Raw genomic sequence first — 18,075 nt, forward strand, 5'->3', positions numbered from 1 at the left:
AGATAGCAAGCTGCAATTAAGCCCAAAATGCAAATTGATAAGAGTGATAACGCAATGGGATCAGCGTACACGCACACCATGACACATAAGGTTTGACACCCTGAAAACAGGCAAGAAATGGTGGGCTAGCCCAAGAAAGCCCATTCGGAACGACAAATAACCGGTCTGAGTAAATCATTATCCCCAATTGGAATATAATAGTTTATTTAGTGTGTGATAACAATTGTTCAAGCAACGGAAGTGCCTTATTCAATCCCCCTACCCTGACAAGAGCTCCCCAAAGCTGCTCAAATTTCTTCCATCCGCCTGTGTACATAAGGTGTGTAATTCTCTGCGTAAGGGTAGTGTCGTGACTACACGCACGAAGGATGTTGTTCCACGAATAGAAAGACCTACATGCCCAGTCATAGCCTGCTTTCAATTGCTCTGCCGAAAGACCTCTTGTTTGATACACAACTGTGCGTGTATCATACTTGCTCCAATCGTAGGTGAGTATTCTTCCTTCAGCTTCCATTCGCTTAAACTGCCGTGTGCCGGGGTATGGGGTTAGTATATGATATGTTGCAGTTGTGATTGCGTTATCCACTCCCCAATCAACAGTACGGCGAAAGACATCTGCATCATCGTGATCTAATCCAAACACAAAACTACCATTAATCATGATACCAAGGCTATGCAGGCGCTTCACTGCTGCACTATAATCGCGTTGAAGGTTCTGACATTTGTTGCTTGCCTTTAAGTTTTCTGGTGAGAATGTCTCAAAACCAATGAAAACACTCCGCATTCCCGCTTCGGCTGCTTTCTCTATAAGGTCTCCTTCAAGGATAGATTGAACCGTTGCTGCACTTTGAAAGACGCGATTCATGCCTTTCATGCCCTCAAACAGTTCGGCAGCAAACCTTTTACTGCCAAGCAAATGGTCGTCTAGAAAATAAAGGTGTCTGCCTGGAAGTGCGTCAATTTCTTTCAAAGCCGCATCTACACGAGCCGTATAAAAGGATTTTCCACCCTCATAAAAAGCATCCTTATAGCAGAAATCACAATGATGTGGGCATCCCCTTGATACGACAAGAGAATTAGGAACAAAATACTTACTTCGCTTTATGAGGTCTCGACGTACAGGAGGAATATCTTCAATAGAACGCCATTGTGCAGCATATCGTTTTTGTGCACAACCGTTCCTGAAATCATTGATAAATCTAGGAAACGCCTCTTCACCAGGACCTATTATGATTGTATCGGCATGTAAGGCAGCCTCTTCTGGAAGAGCAGTAATATGTAAGCCGCCCATAACGACATATACCCCACGACTCCGATAACTATCCGCTATCGCATAAGCCCTATAAGCATTTGTTACATATACTTGAATACATACCAAATCGGGAGTATCGGTTATGTCTAATTTCTCTACATGCTGATCTAAAAGCACAACTTCATCATCGTCGTGGAAATATCCAGCTAGTGTTGCGAGCCCTATTGGAGGAAACAGCGAATATTTAATAGGACGCCAATATGGGCTTTTTGCCTCATCCAAAGATGGCAAAATCATCTTCACTTTCAATGGCCTTCTCATTTCAATAGTATTAAATCATGTCTTTATTCGCCTTAGTAAAAAGGTAAATAGGAAAACCAAACAAGTTTACGAGTTGACAAGTTGATAGGCGCAACCATTTTTCAGCCTTAACCAGTTAACAAGTTAACGGGTTAACGAGTTGACTAGTTAGCAGGCGAAGCCATATTTTCACCCTTGATAGTTAACAACTTAACGGGTTAACCAGTTGACTAGTTAGCAGGCGAAGCCATATTTTCAGCCTTGCCAGTTAACAAGTTAACGGGTTAACGAGTTGACTAGCAAACAGGCGAAGCCATATTTTCACCTTTTCACCCTTTCACCTTTTCACCCTTAATAGCTCTTCACCTTAAAGCGCATAACTTTGGGCAGCTTCACCCACTTGCGGTCTACCACAATTTTAATAGGACTTCCTTCCAGCTGTTTGAGCGTATAGGTGCTATCATTTTCTTTCTCCAACTTGGCCTCTAAGTCTTCGCTGCCATAATCGTTGATGATAGAAAGCTTGGCTTCCTTATCCTTATTGATCTTCACATCGGTGATAAGCCAGAGGCGCGGGTCGAACATCGAGCCAAGATAACCAGGCAATTTGCCAAAGATTTCTTGACCACGCGCCACAATATTCTTATCGTGAAAGTTGATGCGCATGTACACATTGTACTCGCTATTATAAAGATGACCCTTGAAACTCTTTTTCTCTTGGCCGTAACCAACAAGTGCGAACAAGGTCATGAGTGTGGTAATAAAAAGCTGTTTCATAACATCATACCCCCTTCATCGTTAAAGATATTCTGTTTCGCCTAGTGTCTACCTCCACCACTTTCACCTGAACATGTTGGTGAAGCTTAACCACCTCGGCAGGATCGGCCACATATCGGTTGGCCAATTGCGACACATGCACCAGTCCGTCCTGATGAACGCCCACGTCTACAAACGCTCCAAACTTGGTGATATTGGTAACGATGCCTGGCAAGAGCATGCCAGGAACTAGGTCAGCAACAGTGTGCACACGCTCATCAAAGGCAAATTCTTCGAGATCTTCACGTGGGTCGCGACCTGGCTTTTCAAGTTCGGCCACAATATCGTTAAGCGTAGGCATGCCCACTTCGGCCGTTACGTATTTCGCTAGCGGTATCTGCCTAATCTTTTCGTTATTTCCAATGAGCTGACCAACAGAACAACCCATGTCCTTGGCCATGCTTTCAACCACGGTGTAGCGTTCGGGATGCACCGCACTGTTGTCTAATGGGTTCTTCGCACCGTCTACTCGCAAGAAACCTGCACACTGTTCGAAGGCCGCAGGACCAAGTCGAGGCACCTTTTTCAGTTGCGCACGCGAGGTAAACGCCCCGTTATCGCGACGATAATCCACAATGTTTTTCGCCAAGGTAGGGCCTAATCCGCTGATGTAAGTAAGCAAATGCACACTAGCCGTATTGACATTAACCCCCACGAGGTTAACGCAACTCTCCACAGTTGTGTCTAGACTCTTCTTCAACTTGGTTTGGTCAACGTCGTGTTGGTATTGTCCCACACCGATACTCTTCGGGTCTATCTTCACCAATTCGGCCAAAGGGTCCATCAGTCGCCTACCAATCGACACCGCCCCACGCACGGTTACGTCCTCGTTGGGGAACTCGTCGCGGGCTGTTTTCGATGCCGAATAAACCGATGCACCATCTTCGCTCACCACATAGACGGGTATTCGCGGCTCGGCAGCATTGCCAGCCTGCCGCAAGATGTCGGCCGTTTCGCGACTGGCAGTGCCGTTTCCCACGGCGATAGCGTCTACCTTAAAGCGGTCGGCTATGTTCTGAAACTGCGTTTTAGCAGCCTGCTCGTTGCCACGCGGTGTAAACGGATACACAACATCATGATAAAGCAAGTTGCCTTGTGCATCGAGGCACACCACTTTGCAACCCGTACGAATGCCAGGGTCTACTCCCATCACGCGTTTTTGGCCCAATGGGGCTGCAAGAAGCAACTGACGGAGGTTGAGCGAGAACACGCCGATGGCCTCTTCATCAGCCTTTTCCTTGCTGGCAGCAGCAAATTCGTTTTCCACAGACGGCTCTATCAGGCGTTTATAAGCATCGGCCACAGCTTCTTCAACCAATTGCGCACATGCACCACGCCCCCTAACATAGTGTCGTTGCAGGCGTTCGGTGGTTTCTTCGTCGTCGATCGAGATGCTCACACGAAGAAAACCCTCGCTCTCACCACGTCTCATGGCCAGCAAACGATTGCCATTGCAGCGACGAAGTGGTTCAGAAAAGTCGAAATAATCGGTGTATTTCTGTGCCCCCTCCTCGTCTTTCTTCGTCGCAATCACCTTCGATGAGATGATGGCTTCACGCTTAAAGGCGTTGCGTACTTGTTGTCGAGTTTGCTCGTTCTCGCTAATTGTCTCGGCAATGATGTCTTGAGCGCCCTTAATGGCAGCCTCAACATCTTTTACATCGCCCTTAACGTAGGCCCGCGCCACGTTCTGTGGGTTGGGTTCGCGTTGTAACAAGATGGTTTGCGCCAAGGGTTCGAGTCCCTGTTGGCGTGCTACCTGTGCGCGAGTACGACGTTTAGGCTTATAGGGTAGGTATATATCTTCGAGCGTGGTGCTGTCCCAAGTGTTGTCTATACGACTTTTCAGCTCGGGGGTTAGCTTGCCCAGCTCGTCGATGGTTTTGCAAATGGTTTCCTTGCGCTTTGCAAGTTCGGTGAGTTTGTCTTTCCACTGGCTGATGTTGGCTATCTGCACCTCGTCTAATCCGCCCGTTTTCTCTTTACGATAACGGCTAATAAACGGGATGGTACAGCCCTCGTCGAGCAGTGCGAGGGTATTAGTCACCTTGGTTAGGTTTAGTTCAAGGCTCGTGGCGATGATATTTGCGTATTCGTTCATATATGCAAAGGTACAAAAAAACGCTGTCCGCGTAAAGTTGGACAGCGCTTTTAGTAAAATTTTAGTGTAGAGAAAGCAATTTCTCTAAGGAATTAAGGCGACTCTTTGAGAGGGTTAAAGAGCGATGGAGTTAAACCAATAGCTGCATTAAGTTTGCTCGGTAGGTCGGACTAGTCAGAGCGACTAGAAGGATAAGAAAGACAATGCGGCTTTGTTGGCATTAGCCATCTGTTTACCTTTTCAACCTTTCACCCCTTCACTTTTAGAAGTTTTCGGCCTTCAATTCGAAGAAGGATTGGGGATGCAAGCAAACGGGGCACACCTGCGGAGCTTTCTTTCCAACTACTACGTGTCCACAATTGCGGCACACCCAAATACAATCGCCATCGCGCGAGAACACCAACGCGTCCTCAATGTTCTTTAAAAGCTTGCGATAACGTTCCTCATGGGTCTTCTCAATCTCGCCAACCTTTCTGAACTTAATGGCAATTTCCTTGAAGCCTTCTTCTTCTGCCTCTTTCGCCATACGGTCGTACATGTCGGTCCACTCGTAGTTTTCGCCTTCGGCAGCTATCTTCAAGTTTTCGCTAGTGGTGCCAATCTCGCCACCATGCAGGTATTTATACCACAATTCGGCATGTTCTTTCTCGTTGTGAGCTGTTTCTTCGAAGATGGCAGCAATCTGTTCGAACCCGTCTTTCTTTGCTTTCGATGCGAAGAAGGTGTACTTAGTGCGTGCCATACACTCGCCTGCAAATGCTTCTTGCAGGTTTTTCTCGGTCTTTGTTCCTTTTAAATCTTTCATAATGTTCTTGTTCCTATTTATGTTCTTTGTATAATATCGTCGGCCTTATACCGTTTATTAGGTCTACGTTTTCTATCCTGTTACTATGCAAAGGTAGTGAAAATTATGATTACACAGCTAAACTTCCCATGTTTTTTATGCGTTTTCGAGCCTCAAAATTGAGGCTCATCCAAACTTCTTTAAATGGCGAATATAACCCAAGAAACAACCAACGGGGCTTTTGTAGATAAGAAATTGCAAGACGACACATTACATGTCGCCAATTGCAAACAGACCATATAGCGGCAAGTTCTCCATCCACCCTTGGTCTACATAGCCTTTCATGGATATGCGCAAGCCCTTCAAATGGGATTCGGGATGATTGTCGATATAGGTTTTCATCGAGCGAGCACGCACATTTTCTTCTGCTTTTACTTCTATGGGGATAACTCTATCGGCCGTTTGGATAATAAAATCTATCTCGGCAGGCGACGTGTCGTTGCTCCAATAATAGGGGTTGATGCCCATGACAACAAGCTGCTGCAACACAAATTGTTCTGTAAAAGCTCCCTTAAATTCTCTAAACACATTATCGCCAATGAGCATTTGCTTCGCAGGAGCCTCTGCCATGCAGGCAAACAGGCCACAATCAAGCAGAAAGAGTTTAAAGGCAGAGAGGTCTTCGTAGAATTTCAGTGGCGCTAGAACTTCACGAACACGACTCACTTTGTGCACAATACCGGCATCAACAAGCCATTGTATGGCCAGTTCATAGTCTTTTGCGCGCGCGCCTTGTTTGATTACGCCATAAAGAAACTTCTTGTTTTCCTTACCCAACTGCGATGGCAGACTACTCAGCACTTGTCCTATGCGGACGCTTTCGGTTTTGGAGCTATGCTTGGAAATGTCGTTTCGGTAAGCCTCAATGATGTTGCGTTGAAGTTGGCGCACCTCGTTTAAATCTTTGTTGGCAACAAAATGGGACACCACTTCGGGCATACCGCCCACAAAATAGTAACAACGAAGTTGCTCAATAAACTTAGTGGCAAACGTATCGATTAGCGCCCAGTCGCGCCGATGTAGCATTTGCAATAAACTTTCTTCTCCATTGGCTTCCAAAAACTCTTCGAAATCCATCGGATGAATATCAAACAAGTCGACCTTTCCTACTGGAAAGGACTCGCCTTGGTTGAGCGTAACGCCCAATAACGAACCCGCAGCTATCACATGATAGTCGGCAGCGTTCTCTTGAAAGTATTTCAAACTATGCAAACCGCGTGGTGCTTCTTGTATTTCATCAAAGATGATGAGCGTTTCACCTGGCTCAGGCTTCACACCCGTTATGGCCTGAATGGAAAACAAAATGCGTTCGATGTTATAATCTTCCGCAAACAAGGCCTTGGCCAATGGCTCCGCATCGCAGTTGATGTAAGCTACCGACTTGTAACAAGCATCGCCAAATGCCTTCATTAGCCATGTTTTGCCCACCTGACGCGCACCTAGCAAGATGAGCGGTTTACGATTTCCACTTGCTTTCCACGCTTTAAGCCAATTAAATGCCTTTCTATTCATACGCTATCTTTTTTGCAAATATACACTTTTTCGAGGATATAAAAGGCACAAAATTACACTTTTTAGAGGATAAAACCGCAACACAACCACACTTTTCTGAGGATAAAAACAATGGAAAAGCACATTTTTTCGAGGATAAGAACACAACAATGCTACACTTTTCTGAGGATAAACATAAAGTATTAGAGTTGTTTGAGACTCCAAAACAACTCGTAAAAAGGGGCATAAAGAATACAGAGAAGGGCGCTAAAAACAACTATACGCGAGTTCAGGATAAAACACAATCGTTATGTCAACTACCGCGTAGCGCTAGTTGATGAGATGGCTATTCGTTTCTCATCTAATCTTGCTCACGAAAGCATCGTATCTTATCCCAAGTTCACGTAACGTTTGATACTAACTTGACACAATTTAGGTAGCCCATTCCACTACTCATCACCGTTGCCAATTCACCCTTCCTACCCTCAAACATCATCTTTCATCCCCCACTATATAAGCCCTTGTAGTGAGTATTTTCAGTTCCCGTCTTGTTCCAGTTAAGTTGGACTCCTGTTCCAGCTAAGTTGGAACAGGGTTCCAATTCAACTGGAACAGCATTCCAGATAACATGGAACAGCCGTCCAAAACATGTTTAGCACGGCGGTTAATGTAATAATGCATTATCGGGGCTTATAAGGCGCATTTCCGTAACTATGGAAATGCGAACGAGGGATTGGTTAATGGGTGAGTTCGGGATAAGATACCATGCCTTTTAAACTAGACTGGACTGGTAAACGAATAGTTATCTCATCAACTAGCGCTACGCGGTAGTTGACATAACGATTGTATTTTATCCTGAACTTGCGCAACTAAGTGTTGGCGCTATGCACTTTAAATGTCGGTAGAAAATAAACTTTGAGAAGCGTGGATAATGCCAAAATGCGATACCCCAGCAAAGCATATCACTCCCCTCTCCCTTTGGAGAGGGGCTGGGGGTGAGGCTACTTTCACGCCCATTCCATTTTATAGCGTGCCTGCAGTGAGGCCCTTTACATCATTTTCTAGTATCGAGCGAACTTCGCTTATTGCGATGATAGCTGCGATATTCATCGAGAGGGATCTCCACATCAGGTTCAACGAGGGTGCATTCGTGAGGTAATTCGAACTTCATATACCTAATATTGAGTCCCCGTTCTATCCACATACTTTCGTAATAGGTTTGTATAGCCAGAATCTTAGCTGTTTGCTCGTCGATGCCGGGCGTATTATAGAGGTCCTCGGTACGAAACAACTGGTTGAGCTTGTTGGCCGAAACCACGTGGGTGGTATAGGTAAAGAGGAAGTTTGAATCGGTTTTGAGGTGCACCACGCCATTGTTTTGTAAGAAGCGACGATAACGTTCGAGAAAGAATGTGCTTGTAAGTCGCTTGTGCACATTCTTCATCTGCGGGTCGCTAAACGTGAGCCATAGTTCCTGAACCTCGTCGGGGGCGAAGAAGCGATCGATAATCTCGATGTTAGTACGCAAGAAAGCCACATTCTTAAGACCCTGCTGCAAGGCCATTTTTGCACCTTTCCACATGCGTGCGCCCTTTATATCCACCCCAATAAAGTTGGTTTCGGGATAGAGTTTGGCCAATTCAACGGTGTATTCGCCCTTTCCACAACCCAATTCAAGCACAATGGGGTTGTCGTTATGGAAGTAATCGCGGCGCCATTGCCCACGCATGGCAAAAGGCGTGCTATCTATTACGGAATAAGGAAATTGGAAAACGTTGCTAAACGTTTCCATCTCGGCGAACTTTTCTAGTTTTCCTTTGCTCATTTTATGGGGTAAGGATGAGGGTTGTTAAGGGATTAAGCGTTGCTATGGAATCATTTTAAACGACCCGTTATAAAACGAATGCATCTCTAAGCACATTCAAAAAAATCCCCATTACTGAACGATTCTGCTTTATAGTAATTCTCTTATGACCTTCCTTTCTACTATCTAACCATCTCGACCACTACTCAATCACCACCGTTGTCCACCCGTGCTTGTCTTCTTCGATGCCATATTGTATGTTGCGCAACAGGTTATAGAGACGCGTAGACACAGGTCCAGGTTTGCCATCGGCACTAAATGTGTAGCGCTGACCTGTCTCCATATCGTCGAGATAAGAAATAGGACTAATCACGGCAGCCGTTCCGCACGCTCCTGCCTCTTCGAAGGTGACCAACTCTTCTTCGGGAATAGGTCTCCGTTCAACCTCCATTCCCAAGTCGCGAGCCAGCTGCATCAAGCTATCGTTGGTGATACTGGGCAAGATGGAAGTAGATTTTGGCGTAACGTATGTATTGCCTTTGATGGCGAAGAAGTTGGCTGCTCCACATTCGTCAACATACTTTTTCTCTTTCGCATCAAGGTAAAACTCGCTGGCATAGCCTTTTTCGTGGGCCAAAGCGTTGGCCCGTAGCGAAGCGGCATAGTTGCCACCAACCTTGTACATACCTGTTCCAAGAGGTGCCGAGCGGTCAAAATTACGCATGATAACGTAGGGATTGGTTGAAAATCCACCTTTGAAGTAAGGCCCTACGGGTGTTACGAAGATGAGAAACAGGTATTCTTCGGCTGGCTTAACGCCCACTTGGGCGCTAGTGCCAATGAGCAAAGGGCGAATATATAACGCAGCCTTGCTCTCGTAGGTGGGAATATATTCTTGGTTAAGGCGTATCACCTTAGTTACCATTTCTTCGAAAAGGCTGACGGGTACCGTAGGCATCATGATGCCCTTACAGGTTTCTTGCAGGCGAGCAGCATTCTCGCCCATGCGAAACACGCGCACTTTGCCATCGGGACAGCGGTAAGCCTTCAATCCTTCGAATGCTTCTTGCCCATAGTGCAAGCATGTTGCAGCCATGTGTAGCTTTAAATACTCGTCAGAGCAGGTCTCTATTTCGCCCCATTTTCCATCGCGGTAATAACAGCGCACGTTGTAATCGGTTGGTATATAACCAAAATTCAAACCTGCCCAATCTAAATTCTTCATGTTGTAAATTTGTTTTTGCCGCCCCCACACGTTGCCGTTTCACGGCAAAAAGCGTTGCAAGGGTCATAGCTTTTGTCGTTTCGTGTAGTACAAAGGTAATCAATTAGCCTCACCCCCGCAACCGTTTGTCGCGGTTTTTCTAACGAATGGACATACCACAGGCCTAAAGAGCCTTCGCCAAGCATACGCAGAATGCAGACCTATACAAGCATCTTTACCCATAACATCGTGCTAGGTAAGGACATAAAAGCCACCTTTAGGCAGTGTGCCAGCGGTATGCCAACACACCACAAACGGCATTATTCGTCGCCTTGTATCACCATTTTGCGCTTTATGGCACTCAATTCTATGCTCACATCCTTTCCTTCTGTGGGCAATATTTCAACGCGTTTGTAGCGCACGTCAGACAAACCTTCCATACATCCCCAACCTTTTATCACCACGAGGTTAACCAATCCCTTATCATCTGCTTCAAATCGGGTTCGTTTATAATCTTCGTCTTCATCGCTGCAAATAAGTTCGACCAGCATTTTATTAATATGTGCTGCACCGATATTCAGAGCCGTCACGTCACTTACCGACAAACTGTCTATCCTTATCTGTGAATTGAGTGTCAAGTTCCTACCACCTACCACCTTCACACTTCGCATATTGGCTTCACCCAACAGTGTTTTTTGTCTGCCGCTTTGTTTAACAAGCAACGTTCCGGGCAAGGTATTCACTATTATTCGCACCTTATTATCGTCGGTAAAGTTCTTGTCTATGGCTGTACGTTCCTTGCCATCGGCTCCTTTAATAAGGTATGATATCTCGCCTTTTTCGGCAGCGCTGCTCGAATTTGTTTTACCATCAGGGCCACTTAAAAGTTCTATGTTCGATATGCTCTGGTTTTCTAGCGAGTCGCTTATCGCGTAATACAAGGTATTACCTTTCTGCCTTACTTTTATTAACTGCTCAGGATAAATCACAGAACACTGCGAAGCATCGCTAACAAAGTTTACCTCCACAGCCAAGGTAAGTCCATATTCACACTCCGATAGTGATTCTTCTGTCTTTTCGAATACCACTGCCGACACGGGAGCAATGCGTTGCTCTGTTGTTCGGTCCAAGTAGACGGTCTTTTTCTCGGTAACGAAATCCGTATAATCATTGTCTGACGAGAAGCGAGCCACCGCACCTACGTTTACCAGCAAGACAGTAAAGATGAAATAACCTAGCACCCATGCCTTCGCGCCTTTGATAGAGAATTCGTCTACCACTTCCATATCCTTAAAGCACCTGTAAGACAGCCACCAGATAAATGGCACCGAAAGGCGACCATACCAAATTAAAACCGATTCGTAGAAAGAACCACCCGAGAATGAGAAAAGCGCACCAAAGAGAAGCATTAAGGAAGCGCCAAACCAATAAAGGACAAACAGGAAAAGCGTGGTTTTAAGTATGGCACGCTTTACGAAGAAAACACCACCCAAGGCGTAAACGGCCGTACACCAGAAATAGGTTAGCCAAGTGTTTACCGCCAAGGTCGAAGTGCTATCCGAGTCGCCCCAAATGGGTATAAACTTAAGCTCTATTTGCGGAAAGATAGCACTGAAAAACAGCACACGAAGCCCATCAACCAGATATAAACATGCCAAGAAGCATACCAAATAAAGGGGTATGCAAATTATCCAACGTGCAAGCCAGTTCTCAAAAGGCGTTACGGGGAAAGTTAATGCGCCTATCCGTTCTGCCTTTCGCCGTGCGCCGCTCAGCATTTCGGTAGCGAAGAAAGCCCCAGAAACAAAAAAGATGATGGCAAAAACAACGAAAAGTATTTCCACTGCCCTATCGGTACTAGACGAATCTGCATCGTAGGTTGCAAAAGCCACCCAAAACTCGATCATCACTATGCAGCCCAAGAGTATGGCTAAGCGCATGGCATTGGTGCGCCAGCGTTCTACCAGCAGTTTAGTAAGGTAGGCCCAAAAGCGCTTGAAGTTGAATTTCTCGTTTGTATTGTTCATTGTCATTTTGCCGTTTTATTGGTTGATACGTTCATTAAAAAAGCGCTCGAGATCTATCTGCCCATCGGGGAAGATGCTCTTCATGTCGGTATTGGCCAATATTTGGCTGTGGTCGAACATCACGATATGGTCTAACACCTGCTCAATATCCTTCACTTGATGCGTAGAAATCACAAAGATGCTTTCCGGAGTGCGCCCTTCGGTGATAAATTCCCTAAATTGCGCCTTTCCAGGGATGTCTAAACCATTGGTAGGTTCGTCCATTAGCAGCACGCGGGTGTGAGTAGCCATGGCGAAACTCATGAACACCTTCTTACCTTGACCCAACGAGAGATTGCCCAGATGCGTGTCTTCGTTCATGCCAAAAACACTGAGATAGCGACGCAAATCATCGTGAGAGAAGCGCGGATAAAACACGCTGTTAACGCGAATATACTCTGAAAGCGACACGCGCGGCAGCTCGTACTCGTCGGGAACGATAAAGATATCGGTGGTGGTGATGGGGTTTCGCAACCGCACATCACATTCGTTGAACGTAACCATTCCCTCATCGGCTCGCAACAAGCCCGCCATGAGATAGAGCAAGGTGGTTTTTCCTGCCCCGTTAGGTCCAAGTAAGCCGTAGATATGTCCAGGCGAAAAGCTGGTGGAGAAGTCGTTAAATATCTTTTTTCCCGACTTTTTATACGCGAATGTTAGGTTTTCTATATCAAGCATGGGTTATGTTTATGATGTTAAAACTTACTGCATGTACGCCTTAGAGTGCCCCACCCCCACTTGACCAAACACGTGCCGTTACACGATACCATTTGGATGGGCGTATGTCTTGATGTGGAGCAACACGCCAGCGAGGGCAAATTTCGCAAAAAAAGGCCAATATCCCAAATGATTGTAGATATTTTTTACATTTTGGCAATAAAAATAATGCCGCACTTTTGCATGCGCGCGGTTGTTTATTCTGTCTGCCATCGTTCGCCTGATGCAACAAGGCTCATGGCGAATCTTTACTTGCCCCCACTCTATTTTCGTATTGTTCACGTTCAAATCAATGGTGCTTTTCATCCCTGTTTACCCCAAAACACGTACCTTTGCATGATACAAAGACATAATAGGAGATGACAAATTACCACTTTTATAAGGCAAACAAAAGCGACACAATCTATTGGGTAGACAACGTTGAATGTGTTGGCGAGCACCTGTTCACTTTCGACAAAAAGAAAATATTTAATTTGTTCGCCGACTATCCGCACAACTTGGCAAAAGAACAAAAGGACATCTTCGACAAGGAAAACCCGTATTGGGCAGACTTTTTCGGGGATAGTACGTTTGAAGAAAAGAAAAATGACGTATCAGCAATACGATAAACGAAGAGCAACCGAAAAGGAATTAAGAGCCATTAAAGGCTAACGACAAGCGAAAACATCATCGGCCGAAGGGCACGAAATAAGTCCTTACAACATGCTTTCATACCAAGCGCCACGTTATCGCTATGATGTAACCCTGTTCCATGTCAGCTGGAATGCTGTTCCAACTCAACTGTAACATTGTTCCATGTGACATGGAACAGGAGTCCCGCTATGCTGTTACACATCCTTACACGTAAAAGGCCAATGCAAAAGCCTCTTAAACGCGCCTGATGAGCATAGAGAATGGTGGAAGAAAGCATTGAAAATTCGTTGTAAAGCTTTGATATAGGGATACGTGTAACCAAGGTTGGCATCCCGAAAAACGTTTTATGGCGTGCCGTATTCACGCGCGTGCGCGCGCGTATATATATTATATAGTAGCCTTTTCGAAACCATAAAAACATCATATTAGTTACTTCGCACAACTCCCCAACCCACTTTTTTACCGCTATTTACGTAAAATTGCACGCTTTTTCGGGAAAAGAATGAATAGAGAGGGCTTATATTAAATATCTCTCGCCTAACTTATATTGTAGCTTTTTATTAACTTTGCATCGTCTATTTGAATATTATCAGAATAAAACATTTATGATACAAAAGTTCGACTTCCTCGTTATCGGTGGCGGTATCGCAGGTATGAGTTATGCGTTGAGCGTGGCCAACAGCGGCAAGGGAAAAGTTGCCCTTATATGCAAGACCTCTCTAGACGAAGCCAACACGGCCAAAGCACAGGGTGGAGTGGCAGCCGTAACCAACCTTGCATTAGACAATTTTGAAAAGCACATTAACGACACGATGGTTGCTGGCGATTATATTTCAGACCCAGAAGCCGTGAAACACGTTATATGCAATGCGCCCGAGGCCATTAAGGCGCTTGTTGGATGGGGCGTAAACTTCGACAAGAACAAAAACGGAGAGTACGATTTACACCGCGAGGGCGGACACAGTGACTTCCGTATTCTTCACCATGCCGACGATACGGGATTTGAAATACAACGCGGACTGATGGAGGCCGTGAGAAAGAACAAGAATATTGTTGTACTAGAAAATCATTATGCCGTAGAGATTATCACGCAGCACCACTTGGGCATAGAGGTTACACGTAAGACGCCAAACATCGAATGCTATGGCGCATACGTTCTTAACCCCGAAACACAGAAAGTGGATACGTTCCTGAGCAAGGTTACACTGATGGCGACAGGTGGCGTAGGAGCGGTCTACTCCATGACTTCCAACCCCGTGATTGCAACAGGAGACGGCATTGCAATGGCTTATCGGGCTAAGGCAACCGTAAAGGATATGGAGTTTGTACAGTTCCATCCCACCGTTCTCTACAATCCGTCGGAAACACATCCTGCATTTCTCATTACCGAGGCGATGCGTGGATATGGCGCTATACTTAGACTGCCTGACGGGAAGGAGCTGATGCAGAAGTACGACAAGCGGCTTTCGCTTGCCCCAAGGGATATCGTTGCACGAGCGATTGACCACGAGATGAAAATTCATGGACTGGATCATGTGTGCCTCGACCTAACGCATAAAGACGCTGAAGAAACGAAACGGCATTTTCCACACATCTACAAGAAGTGCCTGAGCATAGGCATTGACATCACGAAAGAATACATACCCGTCTGTCCTAGCGCCCATTACGCATGCGGAGGCATTAAGGTTGACCTGAATGGAGAGAGTTCTATCCGCAGACTTTATGCTGTTGGAGAATGTTCGTGCACAGGTTTGCACGGGGGAAATCGCCTTGCCAGCAATTCGTTGATTGAGGCGGTGGTCTACGCCAAGTCGGCTTCGGAACATTCTCTTCAGATGGTAGACAGTTATAGCTTTAACACGGATGTTCCAGAATGGAATGACGAAGGAACCATGACCAACGAAGAGCATGTGCTGATAACACAGAGCGTGAGGGAAGTGGGCGAAATAATGAGCAACTATGTAGGTATCGTTAGGAGTGATCTGCGGCTGAAACGGGCATGGGACAGACTAGACTTGCTATACGAAGAGACGGAAAGGCTCTTTAAGCGAGTTACGGCAACGAAGGATATCTGCGAGTTGCGTAACATGATAAACGTGGGCTATTTGATAACAAGGCAAGCCATTGAGCGGAAAGAAAGTCGAGGACTGCATTACACGGTGGATTATCCAAAGCATGCCTACGACCAGAAACAACAAGAACAGGGATAGCCGTAAGACGCAAAGCATCATAGGAGTTTTATCGTATCATCACTAAATAAAAATGATAGAGAAGAAATGGTTGGAACAGGGTTTCATAGACGAGCCCATTCCTGAAAAGACAGACATCAAGGCAGAAATACGCAGGATGTGCCAAGAAAAGAATGCACTTATCATGGCACATTATTATACGGAGGGCGTAATCCAAGAGTTGGCAGACTTCGTTGGAGATAGTCTGGCACTGGCACAAAAGGCTGCAACGACAGATGCCGACATCATCGTTATGTGCGGCGTGCATTTCATGGGCGAAACAAATAAGATACTCTGCCCCGAAAAGACGGTACTTATCCCCGACTTAAATGCCTCTTGTTCGTTGGCAGAGAGCTGTCCAGCCGATGAGTTCGAGCAGTTTGTTAAGGCTCATCCTGGACATACGGTGATAAGTTATGTCAACACGACGGCAGGAACGAAGGCTGTAACCGATGTCGTAGTAACGAGTAGCAATGCAAAGCAGATAGTAGACGCTCTGCCGAAAGACACGCCCATCATATTCGGACCCGACTGGAATCTGGGGAATTACATAAACGGACTTACGGGCCGTAAGATGGTGCTGTGGAACGGAGCTTGTCATGTACATGAGAAATTCTCGGTCGAGAAGATACTTCAATTGAAAAAAGAACATCCCACTGCCAAGATATTGGCTCATCCTGAATGTAAAGGTCCTGTTATCAACATCGCCGATAAGGTGGGGAGTACGGCTGCCCTGCTGAAATATAGCATTGTGGATGAAGCCCAAGAGTTTATCGTGGCAACAGAAAGCGGCATCCTGAACGAGATGAAGAAGTCGGCTCCGCAGAAGACTTTTATCCCTGCTCCACCCGACGACAGCACCTGTGCTTGCAACGAATGCAACTACATGAAACTTATTACGCTAAGTAAGCTGTATAATTGTCTGAAATACGAATGGCCTACCATTGAGGTGCAACCCGAATTGGCACGAAAGGCCATCAAACCCATTCATAAAATGCTGGAAATATCTAAGCAACTAGGCTTATAAATTTTATTAGGAATTAATCATGTTATCAGTAGAAGAACTTAACGAGAAGCTTATTGAACTGGCTTTCAGTGAGGATATCGGAGACGGCGATCACACAACACTTTGCTGCATCCCAGCAGACGCCACGGGTGAAAGTAAATTGCTTATCAAAGAAGAAGGAATACTAGCAGGTGTGAAGATTGCAGAAAGGGTTTTCCACCACTTCGACCCCGAACTTCAGATAGATGTATATATTGAAGATAGCGCGCATGTGAAATCTGGGGATATTGCAATGAGTGTGAAAGGGAGTGTTCGTAGCCTATTGCAAACAGAACGTCTTATGCTCAACATTTTGCAACGCATGAGCGGCATAGCCACCATGACACATAAATATCAACAGGCGCTTATCGATGCTGGAACAAAGACCCGCGTACTCGACACACGCAAAACAACGCCAGGCATGAGAATGCTAGAAAAGGAAGCGGTGAAGATTGGTGGTGGGATGAATCATCGCATTGGGCTTTTTGATATGATTCTCCTGAAAGACAACCACATCGACTTCTGCGGTGGTGTGCATAATGCCATATCTATGGCAAAGAAGTATTGCAAGGAACATGGCAAGGAAGACCTCAAGATAGAATGTGAGGTAAGAAACTTCGAGGAACTGGAGGAGGCGTTGCACGAAGGATGCGACCGCATTATGTTTGACAACTTCACACCTGAGGCAACACGTAAGGCGGTTGAGCTGGTTGGTGGTCGTTGCGAGACGGAATCGAGTGGTGGAATTACATTCGAAACAATGATCCCTTATGCACAGGCAGGTGTAGACTTCATTTCATTTGGTGCACTCACGCATAGTGTTAAAGGACTTGATATGAGTTTTAAGGCTGCAGTAGGATAAGCAAGTGGCTTTATGTCGAACGTTTTGACATGGCACACGACCAGCTTATTGCGAGTGGGGGACCTAATTCGAGAACAAGATGTAGACATTCTCTTCCCTCTTGCGTGAGAATACATTAATGGCTGTAAATAAACTTGTTTCAACTTATATCTTGAGCGGTAAGATTTCTTCTGGTCGTCATTTTGGTTGGACATAGATACTTTTGCAGTATCGTTAACAACTTCTCATGAAGACTGATTATATGCTCCCGTTAGAAACAAATAAGTCGGATGCTATCAAGGTTTTCTTAATAGCATCCGACTTTATCTTTATAGTTCATTGAACTTATTATCTCAGCAACCCATAAACTTATAACCCCACAAGCTTATAAACTAATGAACTCATAACCTGAGCAACTGATAAACTTATAACCTCACCAACTCACGCCCTCCCAAAACGAACAAGCCCCGAGTGCGAAGCGTCGCGCTCGGGGCTGTCGTATGAAAAAAGGCGGCCACCTACTCTCCCGCATTGCATTGCAGTACCATCGGCGCAGGCGGGCTTAACTTCTCTGTTCGGAATGGGAAGAGGTGGGACACCGCCGCAATAACCACCTGATTGGGGGTTGACTATCGCACAAGCAAGGGAAAGAAGAAGTGACGCCTCACGCGGGACTTGCGTCCTGCGGCTCTCCAAGCGGAGGGCCGACGACACGGCTGAGGTGAGGGAGGTA

13 protein-coding genes, 1 rRNA gene and 1 pseudogene are annotated in these 18,075 nt (G+C 45.8%); 4 read left to right on the forward strand and 11 right to left on the reverse strand.

What is annotated here, in order from left to right; all coding sequences use genetic code 11:
- Positions 1-202: 202 nt before the first annotated feature.
- The 10 genes and pseudogenes from F453_RS0111090 to F453_RS0111140 all read right to left on the reverse strand — a co-directional run bounded on the left by F453_RS0111090 (position 203) and on the right by F453_RS0111140 (position 12,556).
- On the reverse strand, positions 203-1,573 hold the full coding sequence (locus F453_RS0111090) for a B12-binding domain-containing radical SAM protein (RefSeq protein WP_018968077.1): 1,371 nt from the start codon (positions 1,571-1,573) through the stop codon (positions 203-205).
- 330 nt (positions 1,574-1,903) lie between these two features.
- Positions 1,904-2,329: a hypothetical protein gene (locus tag F453_RS0111095; RefSeq protein WP_009237927.1), complete on the reverse strand. Its 426-nt coding sequence runs from the start codon at positions 2,327-2,329 to the stop codon at positions 1,904-1,906.
- Positions 2,330-2,333: 4 nt separating this feature from the next.
- Positions 2,334-4,469, reverse strand: coding sequence for a Tex family protein (locus F453_RS0111100; RefSeq protein WP_018968078.1), 2,136 nt, complete (start codon positions 4,467-4,469; stop codon positions 2,334-2,336).
- A 262-nt stretch (positions 4,470-4,731) separates the two neighbouring features.
- On the reverse strand, positions 4,732-5,274 hold the full coding sequence (gene rbr, locus F453_RS0111105) for a rubrerythrin (RefSeq protein ID WP_018968079.1): 543 nt from the start codon (positions 5,272-5,274) through the stop codon (positions 4,732-4,734).
- A 249-nt stretch (positions 5,275-5,523) separates the two neighbouring features.
- Positions 5,524-6,825 (reverse strand): ATP-binding protein, encoded by a 1,302-nt coding sequence (locus F453_RS0111110; protein ID WP_025790061.1) that lies wholly within the window; start codon positions 6,823-6,825, stop codon positions 5,524-5,526.
- Positions 6,826-7,296: 471 nt separating this feature from the next.
- Positions 7,297-7,488: pseudogene (locus F453_RS16300) on the reverse strand (hypothetical protein).
- Positions 7,489-7,858: 370 nt separating this feature from the next.
- Positions 7,859-8,629, reverse strand: coding sequence for a tRNA (guanosine(46)-N7)-methyltransferase TrmB (gene trmB, locus F453_RS0111125; protein WP_018968083.1), 771 nt, complete (start codon positions 8,627-8,629; stop codon positions 7,859-7,861).
- Positions 8,630-8,810: 181 nt separating this feature from the next.
- Positions 8,811-9,833 carry a branched-chain amino acid aminotransferase gene (locus F453_RS0111130; protein WP_018968084.1) on the reverse strand — a complete coding sequence of 341 codons (1,023 nt, stop codon included), beginning with the start codon at positions 9,831-9,833 and terminating at the stop codon, positions 8,811-8,813.
- 299 nt (positions 9,834-10,132) lie between these two features.
- On the reverse strand, positions 10,133-11,839 hold the full coding sequence (locus tag F453_RS0111135) for an ABC transporter permease (RefSeq protein ID WP_234398525.1): 1,707 nt from the start codon (positions 11,837-11,839) through the stop codon (positions 10,133-10,135).
- Between the two features lie 15 nt (positions 11,840-11,854).
- Positions 11,855-12,556: an ABC transporter ATP-binding protein gene (locus F453_RS0111140; RefSeq protein WP_009237935.1), complete on the reverse strand. Its 702-nt coding sequence runs from the start codon at positions 12,554-12,556 to the stop codon at positions 11,855-11,857.
- Positions 12,557-12,954: 398 nt separating this feature from the next.
- On the opposite strand from F453_RS0111140, the gene F453_RS0111150 reads away from it, so the two are divergent.
- The 4 genes from F453_RS0111150 (at position 12,955) to nadC (ending at position 17,363) form a co-directional block, all read left to right on the forward strand.
- Positions 12,955-13,203 carry a DUF7675 family protein gene (locus F453_RS0111150; protein ID WP_018968087.1) on the forward strand — a complete coding sequence of 83 codons (249 nt, stop codon included), beginning with the start codon at positions 12,955-12,957 and terminating at the stop codon, positions 13,201-13,203.
- A 630-nt stretch (positions 13,204-13,833) separates the two neighbouring features.
- Positions 13,834-15,438 carry an L-aspartate oxidase gene (gene nadB, locus F453_RS0111155; RefSeq protein WP_018968088.1) on the forward strand — a complete coding sequence of 535 codons (1,605 nt, stop codon included), beginning with the start codon at positions 13,834-13,836 and terminating at the stop codon, positions 15,436-15,438.
- A gap of 52 nt (positions 15,439-15,490) precedes the next feature.
- Complete coding sequence (gene nadA, locus F453_RS0111160) at positions 15,491-16,483, forward strand: quinolinate synthase NadA (protein WP_018968089.1); 993 nt, start codon at positions 15,491-15,493, stop codon at positions 16,481-16,483.
- Between the two features lie 19 nt (positions 16,484-16,502).
- Complete coding sequence (gene nadC, locus F453_RS0111165) at positions 16,503-17,363, forward strand: carboxylating nicotinate-nucleotide diphosphorylase (RefSeq protein WP_018968090.1); 861 nt, start codon at positions 16,503-16,505, stop codon at positions 17,361-17,363.
- A gap of 484 nt (positions 17,364-17,847) precedes the next feature.
- Here nadC and rrf read toward each other — a convergent pair.
- A 5S ribosomal RNA gene (gene rrf / locus F453_RS0111170) occupies positions 17,848-17,960 on the reverse strand.
- Positions 17,961-18,075: the final 115 nt, after the last annotated feature.

This window comes from Hoylesella loescheii DSM 19665 = JCM 12249 = ATCC 15930 (genome assembly GCF_000378085.1).
GTDB lineage: Bacteria > Bacteroidota > Bacteroidia > Bacteroidales > Bacteroidaceae > Prevotella > Prevotella loescheii.